Genomic DNA, 20302 nt, shown 5'->3' with positions numbered 1-20302 from the left:
TCCTCCATGTGGTTGGCCGTGTAATCTCCCTTGATTGAAGCTCAATTTCCAGCTCAGGGAGATAATCAGGAAGACTCCTACCCTAAAAGGGAAAAAGCACTACGAAACCACCCAGTAACACACCCAACCTGCTCGCGAGACGGCGGCACAGCCAATATTGATGTCACTGACAAACCGCGTTCGAGCAGGGCTCGCTCCCAGATGGATTATCAGGCGACCGCTATACCCGAAACGCACTGATCAACTGCTTCAACTCCACCACCTGCATCGACAACGCACGGCTGGCATCTTCGGTCTGGTGGGCCCCCTCGGCGGTACGCTCGCCGGCGCGGTTGATCTCGACGATGTTCTGGTCGATGTCGTGAGCCACAGCGGTTTGCTGCTCCACCGCCGCCGCGATTTGCTGGTTCTGGTCGACGATCATGCCGACCGCACCGAGAATGTTCTCAAGCGCCTGCTGGACCTTCTCCGATTGGCTCACCGTGCCATTGGCCATCTGATGGCTGATGCCCATGGCCTTGACCGCTGCGCCGACGCCACCGTGGAGCTTGGTGATCATCTGCTCGATTTCTTCGGTCGACTGCTGAGTGCGTTTGGCCAGGGTCCGGACTTCGTCCGCCACCACCGCAAAACCACGACCCTGCTCACCGGCCCGTGCGGCTTCAATCGCCGCGTTGAGCGCCAACAGGTTGGTCTGCTCGGCGATGCTCTTGATCACTTCCAGCACGCGGCTGATCGACTGGCTGTCACTGGCCAGTTGATTGATCACCACCACGGATTGATCGATTTCATTGGCGAGCGCCGTAATGCTGCCCTGCTGGGATTCGACCAGACCGCGCCCGCTGATGGTCTCGTCGTTGACACTGTGCGCACTGCTCACCGCCGCCGCCGCGCTGCGTGCAACTTCCTGAGAAGTCGCCGACATCTGATTCATCGCCGTAGCCACTTGCTCGATCTGCGTGCGCTGGCCGGCGACAGCCTGGTTGCTCTGCGCCGAAACGTTTTCCACCTGCCCGGCTTGACGCTCGACTTCGCTAACGGTGTGCCCGACCCGTTCGATCAGGTCATGGATTTTTTTCACTGTGCCGTTAAACACTTCGCCCAACTCGCCCAGTTCATCGCGGCTATTGGCGCTGAAAGTCACGGTCATGTCACCCGATGCCACTTTGTCCATCATCGCACCCAAGCGCTTGAGCGTGGTGCGGGTCGAGGCGTAGAAAGCGCCGTAGAGATAAAAAATCAGCACGAACACCACCGACAGCGCCACGGCCTGCAAGATCATGTGAGTGCGGTTCTGCTCCAGTCGTTGTTGCAACTGAGGGCCGAGAAACTTCAGGGTCGCTTCGTTGAGCTGGTAGGTCTGATCCATCAGGGCAGTCGCCTGATCGTAAAAGCCCTGCCACGGCGCATCGAGGGTATCGGCCATGACCACCTGCTCCTCGAACAGCTCGCTGGCCTTCTTCAAAGACACCCGGCTGCTATCGGCTTGCGCGGCCAAGGAATCGCGTGCGGCCTTGCTGGAGCTCAAGGCGTCCTGCAATTTCAAGGCATATTCGGCCTGGAGCTTTTCAATTTGCGCCAGCAATTCATCGAAACGGGTACTGGAAGCCGAGTTGATAAAACCCTGCCCCAACGAATAGGAACCCATCGCCCGACCTTCGCCAAGGATCTGGGTTACGCGGGGAGTTACTAGGGTGACGAGTTCGCTGAGTTGACGAATGTCGCTCTGGTTGTCGCGACTCAGTCCGGCCTGAGTGGTGATGACCTGGCTGAAGACCTGTGCATTGCCCACCAGCTTGCCGATCAGCGCACTTTTGCTTTGCAGGGAGTTTTCCGCCTGCTGGGCCTTGAATGCGGCAATCATTTCATCGCGTTTACCGTCGAACACCGCGACCTGCTCGGGTTCGGTGGTCATCGCCGTCAGCCCTTGAAGGCGATTCAGGATAGTTTGTTCGAGCGCGTTGATTTTTGATTCGACATTGCCGGCCTTGCCGGACTGGCCGAGGGTGACATTGATCTGCACCAGGTTGTTCAGCGTTTCCAGATCACGCCGCAATGTCAGGCTGCTGCCCAACAGTTCAAGGCTTTGCAGCTCGACCTGCGTACCCTGAAACTCGCGATAGGAGTCGCGCACCAGATAAAAGTTGGTCACCAGCATCGGCACCAGGAACAGTACGCTGATCAGGCTGAACTTCATGCCGAAGCTCAAGCGATTCATCAGCGCGACAGCGGGATAGAGCAAGCTCTTCACTGGATGTCTCCCTTCGATTTCTTATTTTTTTTATGAGCAGCCGCAGACCGACAGCAGATAGCCACTATGCGGTGCTATCTCTGTATAACTTAAATCGGCGGAAGGCTTTGTAACTTAAGGTAAACGGCAAAGATCGCAGGCACCGGCAGCGCCCAATGAATGCGACCTTTTATTTCCAGGCAGAAATCAGGGCCGAAAAACAGTCCACAGCGCAAATCCGGCATACCACAGCACCGCGGCACGCAGCAGCAGCTCCCAGATCCGGTCCAAGTTGTTGATGCCTTCAGGTCCCACCACCGGAGCGGGAATTTCACCCGCCACCAGCCCGACTTTCTCGATGAGTTGGGCGGCGCTGATGTTCCAGTTCAGCAACTCATGCAGCATCACTCGACTGACCGCAACGAAATTGCCGACCAGGGCAACGCTGGCTGCCAGCAGGCGCACCGGCACCCAATCGAACGCGTGACGCAGTTGGGCCGCACGTTCGACGACGGCAGGGTTCTGGCTATGTTCCTGCGCCAGAGCCAGCAGTCGATAACTCAGCGCCGCAACCGGACCGAGCAGGAAGTACCAGAAAATCACCGCAAAAAAACTCTGGTACGCCTCCCACAACAAATAACCTTCCACCCTTTCCAGCAGCTGTTCACCACTGTCGGCGCAGATTCCGAGATCGCGATTCGCCACATGGGCCGCGGCTTGCAGATCCTCCCGGCGCCAGGCATCGCGGAACGGCCCGAGACCCGCCAGCAAATCACCGCGCCCCAGGCTGTAAATCACCACCAGCAAGTGAATCGGCAGCGTCAGCAATCCGTAGGCCACCGGCTCCAACACAATCAGCAGCAACCCCAGCAGAGCGACTGGCAACAACACCAGAACCGTCAATATCAGCCACGGACGGCTCTCCAGTCGCGGGCTGGCCTCAAGCTTGTGCAGCTCGCTTACCCAGCCACCATCGTGCTGAACCCGGTGACGAAGGGCCGAGAATTTCTCGATCCAGACCGCCAACAGCAACACCAGAAAACTCATTGTCCTTCCTCTTGTGCCAGGGCGGCACGATAGCGTGCCCAGTCGAATGCCGGCCCTGGATCGGTTTTGCGCCCGGGTGCAATGTCGCTATGCCCGCAGATGCGCTGTGTCGTTATCGCAGTGAAGGCGTGTTGCAATTGCCGGGTCAGCGCCGTCAATGCGCGGTATTGTGCATCGGTGAATGGCAGATCATCCGTGCCTTCGAGCTCGATGCCCACCGAAAAATCGTTACAGGTTTCCCGTCCCTCGAAACACGAAACGCCCGCGTGCCATGCGCGCTCAAGGCACGAAACAAACTGGGTAACGGTTCCATCTCGTTCAATCATAAAATGTGCTGACACCCGCAGGTCAGCGATCCCTGCAAAATAGGGGTGCTCCGTGACATCCAGGCGATTCTGGAAAAACTCCTGCACTTTGCCAGTGGCAAACTGCGCCGGTGGCAGGCTGATGTTATGGATCACCAGCAGGGAAACTTCGCCCTCGGGGCGCGCATTGAAGTTGGGTGAGGGGCATATTTGCACGCCCTGAAACCATCCGCTCGCGGGGTCCAACTGCATATCGGTTCCTTCAATGACTTCAATGACGACTGTATTGGCAACAGTATGCCGCGATAGCCCCTCCGGGCGCGATCACTTGCCGCGATTGAGGGGTTGGGGATATCGCGTTCTCACAAGCGATTGGTCGGGGATTCAACCAAATACAGGACGGCGGCGTTTCGCATCTTGGGTTGGCCCGCGCCATGCCCCTATAATCGGAACACTTTGTTTGTGGAGCCCGTTATGCCGAATCTACGACTCGCCGATCTGAACGCTGAAATTGAAGCCAACGTACGCCGTGCGTTGCGCGAAGACATCGGCAGCGGCGACATCACTGCGCAGCTGATACCGGCCGAACGCCTGGCCACAGCCACCATCATTACCCGGGACGCGGCAGTCATCAGTGGCACAGCCTGGGTGGATGCCGTTTTTCGGCAACTGGACCCCCGCGTCGCGGTGCACTGGCAAGTCGCTGATGGCGAACGAGTGGTGCCCAACCAGGTGCTTTTCCACCTAGAAGGTCCGGCACGCTCACTGCTGACGGGCGAACGCAGCGCCCTGAACTTCCTGCAAATGCTCTCGGGCGTAGCCACCCGCGCACAATACCTGGCAGATTTCGTTGCCGAAACTCAGGTCAAATTGCTCGACACCCGCAAAACCCTGCCGGGGCTGCGGCTGGCGCAAAAGTATGCCGTCACCTGCGGCGGATGCCACAACCACCGCATCGGCCTTTACGACGCCTTCCTGATCAAGGAAAACCATATTGCTGCCAGCGGCGGCATCCCCGAGGCCATCGCCGCCGCGCACAAGATCGCTCCGGGCAAGCCGGTCGAAATCGAAGTCGAAAGTCTGGATGAATTGAAGGAAGCACTGGCGGCTGGTGCCGACATCATCATGCTCGACGAACTGAGCCTGGATGACATGCGCGAAGCCGTACGGCTGAACGCCGGCAAGGCAAAACTGGAGGCCAGCGGCGGGATCAATGAAAGCACGCTGCTGCCGATTGCGCAGACCGGGGTGGATTACATCTCGATTGGTGCGATGACCAAGGATGTAAAGGCAGTCGACCTGTCGATGCGTCTGAGTATCTGAGGGCGGTTACAAGCGACAAGCTGCAAGCCTCAAGCGAATTTGCTTTGACTTGCAGCTTGCCTCTTGAAGCTCGATGCTGCTGTCAAACCACCAGATTGTTCATCTCGCAGTACTCCTCCCACTCGACGCCCAAGACTTCGGCTGCTTCCTTGTGCAGTTCAAGTCGTTTGGCCTCGAACTCTTCAGGGGTTGAGGTGTACTTGAGTGTCAGCTCCCACGGCTGCAAGCCTTGAGCGTCGGCTTCATCCTCGAACGCCCACTGGATCTGATCTTTCTGATCGTCGGCAGGCAAGTCCTTGATCTCTTCGGCCAGCTGCGGCGACTCCAGCAAGTACTTCTTCAGCGCTTCTTCGTGACGGGCTTCTTGGGTCAATTCTTTAACAGTCATGGCGTTCTCGCTGATCTGGGGAATGGAAGATGGATCTGGATCATCAAGGATCTCTCTGACGCAAAAAACCTTATAAAGCGCGGTTTTCTGGCCTTCAGAACCATTCGGGGATCATCTGAAAACAATTGTTGCTGGTGCCCGAGACAGGAATCGAACCTGCGACCTTCGCGTTACGAGTGCGCTGCTCTACCGGCTGAGCTACACGGGCGGTGGGCTAAACCTAGCACCGACTATGGGACCAGGCAACTGACTACACCACAAAAGCAAAAGATCTTCCCGCACACATAAAAAAATGCCCCGCAGCTTTCACTGCGGGGCATTTTCTACAACGTTGAAGCGGTCAGGCTGGGGGGTCGATTAAACGCCCGAAGCCTTGGCTGCTGCCACGTCTTTGATGGACAGTTTGATACGGCCGCGGTTGTCCACGTCCAGTACCAGCACTTCCACTTCCTGGCCTTCTTTAAGGATGTCGGTCACTTTCTCAACGCGAGCGTCGCTCAGCATGGAGATGTGAACCAGACCGTCCTTGCCCGGCAGGATGTTGACGAATGCGCCGAAATCGACGATGCGCTCAACCTTACCGACGTAGATCTTGCCGATCTCGGCCTCGGCGGTAATGCCCAGAACGCGCTGACGAGCAGCTTCTGCCGCTTCCTTGGTTTCGCCGAAGATCTTGATCGAACCGTCGTCTTCGATGTCGATCGAAGCCTTGGTTTCTTCACAGATCGCACGAATGGTCGCGCCGCCTTTACCGATGACATCACGAATTTTGTCGGTATCGATCTTCATCGCAATCATGGTCGGTGCGTTGGCCGACAGTTCGGTACGCGACTGGCCAATAATCTGGTTCATCTGACCGAGGATGTTAAGGCGCGCTTCCAGGGCTTGGCCCAGAGCGATCTCCATGATTTCTTCGGTGATGCCCTTGATCTTGATGTCCATCTGCAGCGCGGTAACACCTTTGGCGGTACCGGCTACCTTGAAGTCCATGTCGCCCAGGTGATCTTCGTCACCCAGGATGTCGGTCAGGACAGCGAATTTCTCGCCTTCTTTAACCAGACCCATGGCGATACCGGCAACCGGCGCCTTCATCGGCACACCAGCGTCCATCAGGGCCAGGGAAGCGCCGCAAACGGAAGCCATCGAGCTCGAACCGTTGGATTCGGTGATTTCCGAAACAACGCGGATGGTGTACGGGAACACGTCGGCGGCAGGCAGCATGGCCGAAACCGAACGACGGGCCAGACGGCCGTGACCGATTTCACGACGACCAGCACCACCCATGCGACCACACTCGCCTACCGAGAACGGAGGGAAGTTGTAGTGCAGCATGAACGGGTCTTTTTTCTCGCCTTCCAGGGTGTCCAGCAGTTGTGCGTCACGGGCGGTGCCCAGTGTTGCAACGACCAGCGCCTGGGTTTCGCCACGGGTGAACAGAGCCGAACCGTGGGTCTTCGGCAGAACGCCGACTTCGATGTTCAACGGACGGACAGTCTTGGTGTCGCGACCGTCGATACGTGGCTTGCCATTTACGATGTTTTCGCGAACGGTGCGGTATTCGATTTCGCCGAAAGCCGCTTTGACTTCGCTGGAAGAAGGCTGGCCTTCTTCACCGGACAACTTGGCAACGACCTGGTCCTTCAACTCGCCCAGGCGAGCATAACGGTCGGCCTTGACAGTGATGGTGTAGGCCTGGGAGATCGCTTCGCCGAATTCGGCACGGATAGCGCCCAGCAGCTCGGTGGCTTCTGGCGCAGGAGCCCAGGTCCAGGTTGGCTTGGCAGCTTCGGCGGCCAGTTCTTTAACAGCGTTGATCACAACCTGGAACTCGTCGTGAGCAAACAGTACCGCGCCCAGCATCTGGTCTTCGGTCAGCTCTTTGGCTTCCGATTCAACCATCAGCACTGCGTCCGAAGTACCGGCAACGACCATGTCCAGGCTCGAAGCTGCTTGTTGCTCGTAAGTCGGGTTCAGCAGGTAACCGGTGCTTTCGTGGAACGCAACGCGGGCAGCGCCGATCGGGCCATCGAAAGGAATGCCGGAGATGGCCAGGGCAGCCGAGGTACCGATCATCGCAGCGATGTCCGGATCGGTCTTTTTGCTGGTCGAAACGACGGTGCAGACTACCTGCACTTCGTTCATGAAGCCTTCCGGGAACAGCGGACGGATCGGACGGTCGATCAGTCGGGAAGTCAGGGTTTCTTTTTCGGAAGGACGGCCTTCACGCTTGAAGAAACCACCAGGGATCTTACCGGCAGCGTAAGTCTTTTCCTGGTAGTGAACAGACAGAGGGAAGAAGCCCTTGCCTGGATCCGCTTGTTTTGCACCGACTACAGTCACCAACACGCTGACGTCGTCGTCAACGGTGACCAATACTGCGCCGGAGGCCTGACGGGCGATACGGCCAGTCTCGAGGGTAACGGTCGACTGACCGAACTGGAATTTTTTGATTACCGGGTTCACGGTGTCCTACCTTCTTTGTGGCTCTTGGGGGAACTGGTTTCTTGCGAAATTCTTGGGCAACGCCGGGAATCGGCCCGACTGGATTGTCCAGGTGTCACTCAGGTAAAGCAGGTATCCAGATAAAACTTGAGGCTGGGAGCCTGCCATGCGCCAGCGGGAAACCCACTGGAGCACGACAGACAACCAACCTCTAGCGCAATCGCTTATTAGCGACGCAGACCCAGGCGAGCGATCAGAGCGCTGTAACGGCTCACGTCCTTGCCTTTCAGGTAGTCCAGCAGCTTACGACGCTGGTTTACCATGCGGATCAGACCACGACGGGAGTGGTGATCTTTACCGTTGGCCTTGAAGTGACCTTGCAGTTTGTTGATGTTGGCGGTCAGCAGTGCAACTTGCACTTCTGGCGAACCAGTGTCACCAACAGCTTGCTGGTAGTCAGCTACGATTTGAGCTTTTTCTTGAACGTCGAGAGCCATGAGGCAATCCTTTTATCAGGAAACTGTTTCAGAAAAACAGTTTCAACAGGCCAGGGACAAATCCCTGTATCTAAAAATGAGTAGTGACCGTGCCTGTTAACAGCCACCCTCGCCAGCCCGCTGTTACACGGGCTGGTTCCGGTCATTCTGACCGAATCAGTCGACGTGGCGCGATGCGCCCGTCTTCGCTCACTTCACCGATACCGATGAAGCGACCATTGTGATCCTGTACCCGTACCATGCCGAACTTCGGAGCATCCGGGGCACGTACTGGCTGGCCGTTTAGCCAGTAGAACGCGCTCGCTTCCGAGAACTGCAGCAGCGGCCAATCCAGCAGGCCGCTGTCCGATGGCATCAGGAAGCGATCGACCGCTTCATTACCGCCTTCGGCATGTACCGCTTCCAGCTCTTCGAGAGTGACCGTCTGCGCCAGGGTGAATGGCCCGGCCTGGGTACGTCGCAGTTCTGCAACGTAAGCGCCACAACCGAGTTGCTCACCGATATCCTCCACCAGGGTGCGGATATAGGTGCCTTTAGTGCAATCCACCGACAGCCGCGCAGTATCACCTTCGAAGGCCAGCAATTCCAAGCGCGTAATAGTAACAGAACGCGGTTCGCGCTCCACTACTTCGCCTGCACGAGCCAGCTTGTACAGCGGCTGACCGTCACGCTTGAGCGCCGAGTACATCGGCGGTATCTGACTGATTTGCCCACGAAATTTCGGCAATACAGCTTCGATATCGGTGCGACCAACGGTCACCGGGCGCTCCTGCAAAACTTCGCCCTCGGCATCCGCCGTGGTCGTGGTCTTGCCCAGTTGCGCCAGGGTTTCGTACCCCTTGTCGGAATCAAGCAGGTACTGCGAGAACTTGGTGGCCTCGCCGAAGCACAATGGCAGCACGCCGGTGGCCAAGGGGTCGAGACTGCCGGTGTGCCCGGCCTTCTCGGCATTGAGCAGCCAGCGAACCTTCTGCAAGGCCGCGTTGGAGGTAAACCCCAGCGGCTTGTCGAGCAGGATGATGCCGCTGACGTTACGACGGATACGTTTGACCTGAGCCACCGATTACTCCTTGGTGTCTTCGGGTTCTGCGGCAACCAGGTTCTGGTTGTCTTCAGCCACTGCGCGCTCGATCAACGCCGACAGATGCGCACCACGCACGACGCTTTCGTCGTAGTGGAAGTGCAACTGTGGAACGCTTCGCAGCTTCATCTCACGGGCCAACTGCATGCGCAGGAAACCGGCGGCGGAGTTGAGCACCTTGATGCTTTGAGCGATCTCTTCGGCGCTGTCCTGCCCCATCACGGTAATGAAAATCTTGGCGTGACCGACGTCACGGCTGACTTCAACAGCGGTAATGGTGACCAGGCCGACGCGCGGGTCTTTGACTTCACGACGGATCAGTTGTGCCAGCTCGCGCTGCATCTGATCGCCGATACGTTGGGTACGGCTATATTCTTTTGCCATGTCTTGTTACCTGTTACTGCCCCACGGTGAAACCCGTGTGGTCTGAAAGCGGCAAACGCCCGGCCTGACAGAAGCCAGACCGGGCGTTGCGTTTAGAGTCCGGGTGACGAACTGCGCATTTGCATGCGGCAGCCCATCACGGCTCTTGAAGTGCGCGAGTTAGAGGCTGCGAGCAACCTGCACCTTCTCGAAGACTTCGATCTTGTCACCGACTTTGACGTCGTTGTAGCTCTTCACGCCGATACCGCATTCCATGCCGGCACGTACTTCGGAAGCGTCATCCTTGAAGCGGCGCAGGGATTCCAGCTCGCCTTCGAAGATAACGATGTCTTCACGCAGTACACGGATTGGACGGTTACGGTGCACAACACCTTCGATAACCATGCAACCGGCGATCGCGCCAAACTTCGGCGAACGGAACACGTCACGCACTTCGGCGATACCCAGGATGTTCTCGCGAACATCGCTGCCGAGCATACCGGTCAGGGCTTTCTTGACGTCTTCGATGATGTCGTAGATCACGTTGTAGTAACGCATATCCAGACCTTCCTGCTCGACGATCTTGCGCGCACCGGCATCGGCACGCACGTTGAAGCCGAACAGTACAGCGTTGGAGGCCAGTGCCAGGTTGGCGTCGGATTCGGTGATACCACCGACACCGCCACCGACCACACGCACTTGCACTTCGTCGTTACCCAGGCCGTTCAAGGCACCGTTCAACGCTTCCAACGAACCACGGACGTCGGATTTGAGGACGATGTTGAGCGTCTTCTTCTCTTCCTGACCCATGTTTTCGAAGATGTTTTCCAGCTTGCCTGCGTGAGCACGGGCCAGCTTGACTTCGCGGAACTTGCCTTGACGGAACAGAGCCACTTCACGGGCTTTCTTCTCGTCGGCAACCACGCTCATCTCGTCGCCAGCATCCGGAGTACCGTCCAGGCCGAGAATCTCGACAGGGATGGCCGGACCGGCTTCCTTGATTGGCTTGCCGTTCTCGTCGAGCATGGCACGTACACGGCCATAGTTCGAACCGACCAGGACCATGTCACCCTGGCGCAGGGTACCGTCTTGAACCAGAACGGTAGCCACCGGGCCACGGCCCTTGTCCAGACGGGATTCAACCACGACACCACGGCCAGGAGCCGATGGAGTTGCAGTCAGTTCCAGTACTTCGGCTTGCAGCAATACAGCTTCGAGCAGTTCGTCGACGCCAGTACCCATCTTCGCCGAAACCGGTACGAACGGCGTGTCACCACCCCATTCTTCCGATGTCACGCCGTGAACCGACAGTTCGCTACGGATGCGATCGAGATCGGCGCCCGGCTTGTCGATCTTGTTCACTGCAACAACCAGTGGAACACCAGCCGCTACGGCGTGCTGGACAGCTTCAATGGTCTGCGGCATCACGCCGTCGTCCGCTGCAACCACCAGGATCACGATGTCGGTCGCCTTGGCACCACGGGCACGCATTGCGGTAAACGCGGCGTGACCCGGGGTGTCGAGGAACGTCACCATGCCACGGTCGGTTTCAACGTGGTATGCACCGATGTGCTGGGTGATGCCACCGGCTTCGCCAGCAGCAACCTTGGCACGACGGATGTAGTCGAGCAGGGAAGTCTTACCATGGTCAACGTGGCCCATTACGGTCACGACTGGCGCACGGGAAACGGCCTCGCCTTCAAACTTCAAGGACTCAGCCAGGGAATCTTCCAGGGCGGTGTCGCTGACCAGGGTCACTTTGTGGCCCAGTTCCTCAGCCACAAGCTGGGCAGTTTCCTGATCCAGTACCTGGTTGATGGTCGCTGGAGTACCCAGTTTGAACATGAACTTGATGATTTCAGCAGCCTTGACCGACATCTGCTGAGCGAGGTCGCCCACAGTGATGGTCTCGCCGATCTTCACTTCGCGCACGACAGGGCCGGTTGGGCTCTGGAAACCGTGGGCGTTGCGCTTCTTCAGCTTGGCCTTGCCGCGACCACCACGACGGAAGCCATCGCTTTCTTCGTCGGTAGTACGTGGGGCAACGCGTGGAGCCGGGGCCTTTTCCTTGACCGAAGCACGATGCGGAGCGTTTTTGCGCTCGCCATCGCCGCTACCGCGACGACTGTTGTCGTCAGCACGTGGCTTGTCTGGACGACGCTGTTCGTCACGCTTGCGGGTATCGGCCGCAGGTGCCGGAGCGGCTGCCACAACCGGAGCGCTTTCACGCACGGGTTCGGCGACCGCAGCTGGCGCTGCAACAGGTTCGGCTTGAGCGGTAGACGCAGCAGCAGGCTGGCGACGCGCTTCTTCTTCGGCGCGACGCTTGGCTTCTTCTTCAGCCTTCTGACGTGCAGCATTTTCTACTGCGCGACGTTCGTCCAGTTCACGCTTGCGCTCGGCTTCGATTTCTTCCGGGCTGCGCTGTACGAAGACTTTCTTCTTGCGTACTTCAACGCTGATGCTCTTGCTTCCAGCAACACGCAGGGTGCTGGTGGTTTTACGCTGCAGCGTAATCTTGCGTGGTTCTTCCACTTTCGCCTTGTGGCTGCTTTTCAAGTGAGTCAGCAACGATTGCTTCTCACTGTCAGTCACATTTTCTTCGGCGGCGGTGTGCGGCAGACCTGCCTCACGCATCTGCTGCAACAGGCGCTCTACCGGTGTTTTGACCTCATCGGCCAGTTGTTTCACCGTGACTTGCGTCATGCACTTCTCTCCTCAGGCCGCGCCTAATTACTCGAACCAGTGGGCTCGGGCGGCCATGATCAACTTGCCGGCACGATCATCGTCAATGCCGTCGATGTCGAGCAGGTCGTCAATAGACTGCTCGGCCAGGTCTTCGCGGGTAATTACGCCGCGCACCGCCAGTTCCATCGCCAAATCCTTGTCCATACCCTCAAGCGAGAGCAGGTCTTCGGCCGGATGGGCGTCTGCCAGCTTTTCCTCAGTAGCGATGGCTTTAGTCAACAAGCGATCCTTGGCCCGAGCGCGAAGCTCGTTGACGGTGTCTTCGTCAAAGCCGTCGATGTTGAGCATTTCTTCCAACGGTACGTAGGCAATCTCTTCCAGGCTGGTAAAGCCTTCGTCCACCAGCACCTGTGCCAGATCTTCGTCGACTTCCAGCTCGTCGATGAAGTTGCGCAGGATGTCGCCGGTTTCCGCCTGCTGTTTAGCCTGGATGTCCGATTCGGTCATCACGTTCAGGGTCCAGCCAGTCAACTGGCTGGCCAGACGCACGTTCTGACCACCGCGACCGATGGCCTGAGCCAGATTGTCTGCGCCGACGGCGATGTCCATTGCATGGGCATCTTCGTCAACGATAATTGCCGCAACCTCGGCCGGGGACATGGCGTTGATTACGAACTGAGCCGGGTTGTCGTCCCACAGAACGATGTCAACACGCTCACCGCCCAACTCGCCCGACACTGCCTGGACGCGCGAACCGCGCATACCGATGCAAGCGCCTTGCGGGTCGATGCGTTTGTCCTTGGAACGAACGGCGATCTTGGCACGCGAACCCGGATCACGGGAGGCGGCCATTACTTCGATCAGGCCTTCAGCAATTTCCGGCACTTCGATGCGGAACAACTCGATCAGCATTTCCGGCGCGGTGCGCGACAGGATCAACTGCGGGCCGCGGTTCTCGGTGCGGATTTCCTTGAGCAGCGCACGCAGACGCACGCCAACCCGGAAAGTTTCGCGAGAAATGATGTCTTCACGGGCCAGCAACGCTTCAGCGTTGTTGCCCAGATCAACGATCACGTTGTCGCGGGTGACTTTTTTCACGGTGCCGGAGATGATTTCACCCAGGCGCTCGCGGTAAGCATCAACAACCTGAGCGCGCTCGGCTTCGCGAACTTTCTGCACAATGACTTGCTTTGCAGTCTGCGCAGCGATGCGACCGAATTCAATAGACTCGATTTTCTCTTCGACTACATCACCCACCTTGGCGCCAGGGTGCGTTTCAGCAACCTTGCTCGGCCAGGTTTCGATGGCCGGATCGTCCAGGTCGTCTTCTTCGACGACTGTCCAGCGACGAAAAGTCTCATAAGCACCGGTGTGGCGATTGATTTCCACACGCAGATCGACTTCGTCCTCAAAACGTTTTTTGGTCGCAGTGGCCAGAGCCAGCTCCAGCGCTTCAAAAATCACGTTTGCCGGTACACCCTTTTCGTTGGATACCGACTCAACAACCAGCAGTACTTCTTTGCTCATCGTACGCCTCGCCTTTCGCAAGCCATTGGATCCGCGGGATCCGCAGTATCTGGCACGCCTCAGTCAAAACTGGGAATAATGTTGGCCTTGTCGATCATATCGATCGGCAACAGGAACTCATGGTCTTCCACCTGCACCACAACATCCTGCTCTTCTACGCCGCGCAGAAGGCCCTGAAAGTTGCGTCGTCCTTCAAAAGGCGAGCGCAGCTTGATCTTCACTTGTTCACCGGCAAATTTTGCAAACTGCTCAATAGTGAACAGAGGGCGTTCCATGCCAGGCGAGGAAACTTCAAGGGTGTACTCAACGGAGATTGGATCTTCCACATCCAGCACACCGCTGATCTGACGGCTGACAATGGCGCAATCGTCCACCAGCACACCGCCTTCTTTATCGATATAAACGCGCAACATCGAGTGACGACCCTGAGCCGAAAACTCGATACCCCAGCATTCATAGCCTAGGGCCACGACCACCGGGGCCAGCAAGGCCTGCAACTCTTCTAGCTTGCTCGACACCTGAACCCCCTAGTGCATGTATGTGCATGCTATGCAAAATAAAAAAATGGGCGAAACGCCCATCCTTGAAACGCCGTCGAACAGCGGCGTTGAAAGTGTCCAGCTAACAAAAAGCCCCTTAAAAGGGGCTCCTTAAACTGGTTGCGGGGGCCGGATTTGAACCGACGACCTTCGGGTTATGAGCCCGACGAGCTACCAGACTGCTCCACCCCGCGACAAAGCTGGGGCGGAAGTATACGACCGATCCCCTACAGGGTCAATGTAACCTTCCACCTGCAAGAAAGCCCGCAACAGCGGGCTCTCCTGACTAATTGGTACCGAGAAGGGGACTCGAACCCCTACACCCTATGGGCACAACCACCTCAAGGTTGCGTGTCTACCAATTCCACCACCTCGGCAAAACTACATGTGAAGCTCTTCTTACTTTTGCTCTTGAGCTGGAGGTACGTCAGTCGCTGGAGTAGCCGACTTTTGCTCTTGAAGCACCGGGACATCATCAGAAGCCGGTTGTTGCTTTGGAACTTCCAGCACCGCTGGATTTGGGAGACCTACTTGAGTCAGCTGGTGAGCCTTCTCTTTAGCAAAGTAACCTAACCCTAAGCTGGTTATGAAAAAACCTGCGGCAAGTATAGCAGTAAACTTACTAAGAAAGGTAGAGGAACCTTGGCTTCCGAACACAGTATTTGAAGCACCTGCTCCGAAAGACGCGCCAGCGTCCGCACCTTTACCCTGCTGCAGCAAAACCAGAGCAACTACGCCCAATGCACCCAGCAGATGAAAAACGACTACGACTGTTTCCAGCATTTTTTCAGTTTCCCGCGGCGCGACAGATCGCACCGAACTCATCTGCATTCAGGGAAGCCCCACCAATGAGACCCCCATCGATATCCGGCATGCCGAACAGTTCGACCGCATTGGCCGCCTTCACGCTGCCGCCGTATAGAAGCCGCACACCTTGCGCGACTTCAGAATTCTCTGCCGCCAACTGACCGCGGATGGCTGCATGCACATCCTGCGCCTGTTGCGGCGAAGCAGTCAGCCCGGTACCAATGGCCCAGACCGGCTCGTAAGCAATTACCGCCTTTGCAAATACACCGACACCCAGCTCCTCGATGATACTGCCAAGCTGACGCGAGACAACCTCAAGAGTTTTACCGGCTTCGCGCTGCTCCAGGGTCTCCCCTATGCACAACACCGGAATCAAGCCACTTGCCTGTGCCGCTGCGAACTTGCGAATCAGCATTGCGTCCTGCTCGCCCATAATCTGGCGGCGCTCGGAATGCCCAACAAGCACCAGGGAACAACCTGCATCCACCAACTGACTCGGCGCAACTTCACCGGTCAACGCACCTTGCCCGGATTCCACCGCAGAATTCTGCGCGCCGACCGAAATCGACTTCCCTTCCAGACCATCAATCACTTGATTGATATGCAGCAAAGGTGGGAATACCACGACATCAACACCGCTCGGCAAGGCCAACTCACGAAGGCCGTTGATCAGCTCAGCGACGCTGGCGCGGGTACCGTGCATCTTCCAGTTACCAGCTACCATAGGGCGACGCATGCTGTACCTCGTCGGTCAAAGTGGGCGCAGATGTTACCCAACACAATCGAGGCTGGCAAGCCGAATTCAGGCAGAAACTTCAGTTACCAGTTTAGCCAGCTCTTCGGCGTATCCACGAACCACTGCTTCGTCTTCACCTTCAACCATGACACGCACCAACGGCTCGGTCCCGGACTTACGCAACAGCACTCGTCCGCGCCCCGCCATCGACTTCGTAACGCGCTCGCTAGCCTCTTTCACGGACGGGTGCTCAATGGGATTTGCGCCGCCGCCGAAGCGCACGTTGATCAGTACCTGAGGGCACTTGCGTAGCGTCTGACGCGATTGCGCCAAGCTTTCATTACGTATCTTCAATGCCATCAATACCTGCAGAGCCGCAATGATCGCATCACCGGTAGTGGTATGACTGAAGCACACAACATGCCCCGAATTTTCACCACCCACGATCCAGTCACGCTCAAGCAGCTCGGCAATCACATATCGGTCACCGACATTCGCACGCACGAACGGAATACCCAGATCCGCCAGGGCCAGTTCCAACCCCAGATTACTCATCAGGGTTCCGACCACACCGCCTTGCAGCTTGTCACGCTCATGCAGATCCCGGGCAATGATGAACAGCAGCTCATCACCATCCACTACTGCGCCCGTGTGATCAACCATCTGAACCCGGTCGCCATCACCATCGAAGGCGATTCCCAGATCAGCATGCTCAGCCACCACAGCGGCCTGTAACTGACCCATATGGGTCGACCCGCAGTTGTCATTGATGTTCAGGCCATTCGGTTGTGCGGACAGCACGACAACGTCGGCCCCCAGCTCACGAAACACACTCGGCGCCACTTTGTAAGTGGCACCGTGCGCGCAATCGATCACGATTTTCAGGCCGGTGAAATTGGTACCGGTCGGCACGCTGCTCTTGCAGAACTCGATGTATCGGCCCGATGCGTCGTTGATTCGCGATACCTTGCCGATCTTGCTCGACTCAACCACGGTCATCGGGGTATCGAGCAATTCCTCGATCATGAGCTCGACTTCGTCTGGCAGCTTGGTGCCCTTGCCGGAGAAAAACTTGATGCCGTTGTCATCATGGGGATTGTGCGATGCACTGATCACGATGCCGGCTTCGGCATGAAAGGTGCGCGTCAGATACGCAATTGCAGGCGTCGGCATCGGACCCAGCAACATTACATCAGCACCGGCCGAAGTGAGACCCGCTTCAAGCGCCGACTCGAACATGTAGCCGGAGATCCGGGTGTCTTTACCCACCAGCACTTTGCAGGCACCCATTTTTCGGAATGCCATGCCCGCCGCCCAGCCGAGCTTAAGCATAAAATCAGGAGTAATCGGATACTCTCCGACACGGCCACGAATACCATCGGTGCCAAAGTATTTTTTGCTCATAAGTACTCCACAATTCTTATTCGGCTGATCCCACCGCGGCTATCATCCGCACCACATCCACTGTTTCGGCGACATCATGGACGCGCAATATACACGCCCCTTTCACCGAAGCCAGAGCTGCGAGCGCCAGGCCACCAAACAGTCGCTCACCAACCGGACGACCCAAAGCCTGCCCAATCATGCTCTTGCGCGAAACCCCAACCAAAAGGGGTCGCCCCAAGGCATGCAGAGCTTCCATATGCTTGAACAAGCTTAGATTGTGCTGCAAGGTTTTGGCGAAGCCAAAGCCAGGATCGAGGATGACCCGCTCAGGAGAAATACCCGCCAGAGAACACTGAACCATGCGCTCAGCGAGAAACTCGCCGACTTCTTTCGTAACGTCCTGATACTGAGGATTGTCCTGCATATCGCCGGGCTCGCCGAGCATATGCATAAGGCAAACTGGCAGTCCGGTGGCGGCGGCCGCATCCAGGGCGCCATCACGGCGCAACGAGCGCACATCGTTGATCAAACCAGCGCCTAGACGCGCAGTTTCGCGCATCACCGATGGCGTAGACGTATCGACCGAAATGATCACGTCCAACTCGCGACTGATGCGCTCCACTATAGGCGCTACGCGCTCCAACTCCTCCAGCGGCGATACAGCCCTCGCACCGGGGCGCGTGGACTCGCCACCGACATCAATGAGGGTTGCGCCGGCCGCGACCATGGCTTCGGCGTGGCGCATGGCCGCGTCAAGCTGGCTGTACTGGCCACCATCAGAGAAAGAATCAGGAGTGACATTGAGAATGCCCATGACATGCGTCTGGGCCAAATCAAGAACCCGGCTGCCGCAAGGCAACCGGGTCGAGGACAGAACAGAAGTCATTTCAAACCTTAAACGTCAGCAGCCGGACCACCAATGGGTGTTTCCGGACGCTCGTCCTGCACAACCGGAGGGGTTCCGGAAGTGCCAGTGCCACCCGACCAGTCGCGCGGCTCGCGGGGCGGTCGACCTGCCATGATGTCGTTGATCTGTTCGGCGTCGATCGTCTCGTACTTCATCAGGGCATCAGCCATGGCGTCGAGCTTGTCACGGTTGTCCGTGAGGATCTGCTTGGCCGTGCCATAGCACTGATCGATGATGCTGCGCACTTCGGAGTCGATCAGTTTGGCTGTCTCCCCGGAGAAACTCGCGCTCTGACCACCACCGCCGCGACCCAGGAACACCTCGCCTTCTTCTTCGGCGTACATCAATGGGCCGAGTTTTTCCGAAAGACCCCACTTGGTCACCATGTTCCGCGCAATCTGGCTGGCACGCATGATGTCGTTGGAAGCGCCGGTGGTCACACCATCGACACCCAAGGTCATTTCTTCAGCAATACGACCACCGTACAGCGAACAGATCTGGCTGATCAATGCGCGCTTGGACAGGCTGTAGCGATCTTCTTCCGGCAGGAACATGGTCACACCCAGAGCGCGACCGCGCGGGATGATCGAGACCTTGTAAACCGGATCATGCTCGGGAACGACGCGACCCACGATAGCGTGGCCCGCCTCGTGATAAGCGGTGTTCTGCTTTTCTTTCTCGGACATGACCATGGACTTGCGCTCGGCACCCATCATGATCTTGTCTTTGGCCAACTCGAATTCTTTCATTTCGACGATGCGCTTGCCGGCACGCGCAGCAAACAACGAGGCTTCGTTGACCAGGTTGGCCAGATCGGCACCAGAGAACCCAGGCGTACCACGAGCGATCACTGCCGGAGCAACGTCGTCGCCCATTGGCACTTTGCGCATGTGGACCTTGAGAATCTGTTCACGACCACGAATATCCGGCAGACCAACCACGACCTGGCGGTCGAAACGGCCCGGACGCAGCAACGCCGGGTCCAGTACGTCAGGTCGGTTGGTCGCTGCAATCACGATGATGCCGTCATTCATTTCGAAGCCGTCCATCTCCACCAGCAACTGGTTGAGAGTCTGCTCACGTTCGTCGTGACCACCACCCATGCCAGCGCCACGATGGCGACCAACAGCATCGATTTCGTCGATGAAGATGATGCATGGAGCGTGTTTCTTCGCCTGTTCGAACATGTCGCGAACACGACTGGCGCCGACACCGACGAACATTTCGACGAAGTCAGAACCGGAAATGGTAAAGAACGGCACCTTGGCTTCACCGGCAATCGCCTTGGCGAGCAAGGTTTTACCGGTACCAGGAGGACCGACCATCAGCACACCGCGAGGAATCCGGCCGCCCAGACGCTGGAACTTGCCCGGATCACGGAGAAACTCGACCAGCTCGCCAACTTCTTCCTTGGCTTCGTCGCAACCGGCAACGTCAGCCAGGGTGGTCTTCACCTGATCTTCGGAGAGCAGGCGCGCCTTGCTCTTGCCGAAGCTCATCGGTCCTCCCTTGCCGCCAGCGCCACCCTGCATCTGGCGCATGAAGAACATGAACACGGCGATGATCACCAGGATCGGAAAGCTTGCGACCAGGAGCTGAGTCCAGATGCTTTGCTGCTCAGGCTGTTTGCCTTCGACCACGACGTGGTTATCCACCAGATCGCCGATCAGGCCATTGTCCTGGATCGCCGGACGAATGGTCTTGAAGCTGTCGCCATCGTTGCGCTTGCCGGTAATCACGTAGCCATCAACCGCTACGCGCTCGACCTTGCCATCCTTGACCTGCTGGATGAAGTCGGAATAGTTGAGGGTCTGCGGCTCATTAGGGCTGGAGAAGTTGTTCATCACTGTCACCAGGACAGCCGCGATGATCAACCACAGGATCAGATTCTTTGCCATATCGTTCAATTAACTACCCTCTGAAGCAAGCGCCGCTGGTGGCGCGCGCTTCGCATGATATTCACCGGCCTAACTTACTACATTACCTACAACTTGGCAGGCGCCGTCTGTAACCCTTTGTGAAACACTTCCTACACA

The 20302-nt window shown here is 57.5% G+C and carries 17 protein-coding genes and 3 tRNA genes; 1 reads left to right on the top strand and 19 read right to left on the bottom strand.

The window, feature by feature from the left end:
* Nucleotides 1–220 precede the first annotated feature (220 nt).
* The 3 genes from AD668_RS30265 to ampD all read right to left on the bottom strand — a co-directional run bounded on the left by AD668_RS30265 (nucleotide 221) and on the right by ampD (nucleotide 3834).
* Nucleotides 221–925, bottom strand: a complete 705-nt coding sequence (locus tag AD668_RS30265; RefSeq protein ID WP_371259752.1) for a methyl-accepting chemotaxis protein — start codon at nucleotides 923–925, stop codon at nucleotides 221–223.
* Between the two features lie 1512 nt (nucleotides 926–2437).
* The gene (gene ampE / locus AD668_RS02980) at nucleotides 2438–3277 is read right to left on the bottom strand and encodes a regulatory signaling modulator protein AmpE (RefSeq protein WP_053154411.1); all 840 of its coding nucleotides are present in this window, start codon (nucleotides 3275–3277) and stop codon (nucleotides 2438–2440) included.
* A complete protein-coding gene (ampD, locus tag AD668_RS02975) occupies nucleotides 3274–3834 on the bottom strand; it encodes a 1,6-anhydro-N-acetylmuramyl-L-alanine amidase AmpD (protein WP_053154408.1) in 561 nt (186 codons plus the stop codon). The genes ampE and ampD overlap by 4 nt, the downstream gene beginning before the upstream one ends.
* Nucleotides 3835–4056: 222 nt before the next feature.
* On the opposite strand from ampD, the gene nadC reads away from it, so the two are divergent.
* Nucleotides 4057–4905, top strand: a complete 849-nt coding sequence (gene nadC, locus AD668_RS02970) for a carboxylating nicotinate-nucleotide diphosphorylase (RefSeq protein WP_053154405.1) — start codon at nucleotides 4057–4059, stop codon at nucleotides 4903–4905.
* 82 nt (nucleotides 4906–4987) lie between these two features.
* Here the strand turns inward: nadC and AD668_RS02965 are convergent, their stop codons facing one another.
* From AD668_RS02965 to ftsH, 16 genes are all read right to left on the bottom strand, one after another.
* Nucleotides 4988–5293 carry a DUF6388 family protein gene (locus AD668_RS02965; protein ID WP_053154402.1) on the bottom strand — a complete coding sequence of 102 codons (306 nt, stop codon included), beginning with the start codon at nucleotides 5291–5293 and terminating at the stop codon, nucleotides 4988–4990.
* Between the two features lie 132 nt (nucleotides 5294–5425).
* Nucleotides 5426–5501: transfer RNA gene (locus tag AD668_RS02960), tRNA-Thr, on the bottom strand.
* Nucleotides 5502–5650: 149 nt separating this feature from the next.
* Nucleotides 5651–7756: a polyribonucleotide nucleotidyltransferase gene (gene pnp / locus AD668_RS02955; RefSeq protein ID WP_007915263.1), complete on the bottom strand. Its 2106-nt coding sequence runs from the start codon at nucleotides 7754–7756 to the stop codon at nucleotides 5651–5653.
* A gap of 206 nt (nucleotides 7757–7962) precedes the next feature.
* Nucleotides 7963–8232, bottom strand: a complete 270-nt coding sequence (gene rpsO / locus AD668_RS02950) for a 30S ribosomal protein S15 (RefSeq protein WP_011332409.1) — start codon at nucleotides 8230–8232, stop codon at nucleotides 7963–7965.
* A gap of 142 nt (nucleotides 8233–8374) precedes the next feature.
* Entirely contained in the window at nucleotides 8375–9292 is a 918-nt protein-coding gene (gene truB, locus AD668_RS02945; protein WP_053154398.1) for a tRNA pseudouridine(55) synthase TruB, read from the bottom strand.
* Nucleotides 9293–9295: 3 nt separating this feature from the next.
* Complete coding sequence (gene rbfA, locus AD668_RS02940) at nucleotides 9296–9697, bottom strand: 30S ribosome-binding factor RbfA (RefSeq protein ID WP_053154395.1); 402 nt, start codon at nucleotides 9695–9697, stop codon at nucleotides 9296–9298.
* Nucleotides 9698–9856: 159 nt separating this feature from the next.
* Nucleotides 9857–12382, bottom strand: coding sequence for a translation initiation factor IF-2 (gene infB, locus AD668_RS02935; protein WP_053154392.1), 2526 nt, complete (start codon nucleotides 12380–12382; stop codon nucleotides 9857–9859).
* Nucleotides 12383–12409: 27 nt separating this feature from the next.
* The gene (nusA, locus tag AD668_RS02930) at nucleotides 12410–13891 is read right to left on the bottom strand and encodes a transcription termination factor NusA (protein WP_020796534.1); all 1482 of its coding nucleotides are present in this window, start codon (nucleotides 13889–13891) and stop codon (nucleotides 12410–12412) included.
* Between the two features lie 59 nt (nucleotides 13892–13950).
* Complete coding sequence (rimP, locus tag AD668_RS02925; protein ID WP_038843818.1) at nucleotides 13951–14409, bottom strand: ribosome maturation factor RimP; 459 nt, start codon at nucleotides 14407–14409, stop codon at nucleotides 13951–13953.
* A gap of 138 nt (nucleotides 14410–14547) precedes the next feature.
* A tRNA-Met gene (locus tag AD668_RS02920) sits at nucleotides 14548–14624 on the bottom strand.
* Nucleotides 14625–14721: 97 nt separating this feature from the next.
* Nucleotides 14722–14807, bottom strand: a tRNA-Leu gene (locus AD668_RS02915).
* 22 nt (nucleotides 14808–14829) lie between these two features.
* On the bottom strand, nucleotides 14830–15213 hold the full coding sequence (gene secG / locus AD668_RS02910; protein WP_017336473.1) for a preprotein translocase subunit SecG: 384 nt from the start codon (nucleotides 15211–15213) through the stop codon (nucleotides 14830–14832).
* Nucleotides 15214–15217: 4 nt separating this feature from the next.
* Nucleotides 15218–15973, bottom strand: a complete 756-nt coding sequence (gene tpiA / locus AD668_RS02905) for a triose-phosphate isomerase (RefSeq protein ID WP_053154389.1) — start codon at nucleotides 15971–15973, stop codon at nucleotides 15218–15220.
* A gap of 66 nt (nucleotides 15974–16039) precedes the next feature.
* Nucleotides 16040–17377, bottom strand: a complete 1338-nt coding sequence (gene glmM / locus AD668_RS02900; RefSeq protein ID WP_053154386.1) for a phosphoglucosamine mutase — start codon at nucleotides 17375–17377, stop codon at nucleotides 16040–16042.
* 16 nt (nucleotides 17378–17393) lie between these two features.
* Nucleotides 17394–18245: a dihydropteroate synthase gene (folP, locus tag AD668_RS02895; RefSeq protein WP_053154383.1), complete on the bottom strand. Its 852-nt coding sequence runs from the start codon at nucleotides 18243–18245 to the stop codon at nucleotides 17394–17396.
* An 8-nt stretch (nucleotides 18246–18253) separates the two neighbouring features.
* On the bottom strand, nucleotides 18254–20164 hold the full coding sequence (ftsH, locus tag AD668_RS02890) for an ATP-dependent zinc metalloprotease FtsH (RefSeq protein ID WP_053154380.1): 1911 nt from the start codon (nucleotides 20162–20164) through the stop codon (nucleotides 18254–18256).
* Nucleotides 20165–20302 lie beyond the last annotated feature (138 nt).

The sequence above is a fragment of the Pseudomonas sp. P1.8 genome (assembly GCF_001269805.1).
Classification (GTDB): Bacteria; Pseudomonadota; Gammaproteobacteria; order Pseudomonadales; family Pseudomonadaceae; genus Aquipseudomonas.
This window is presented reverse-complemented; position numbering and strand designations above follow the sequence as displayed.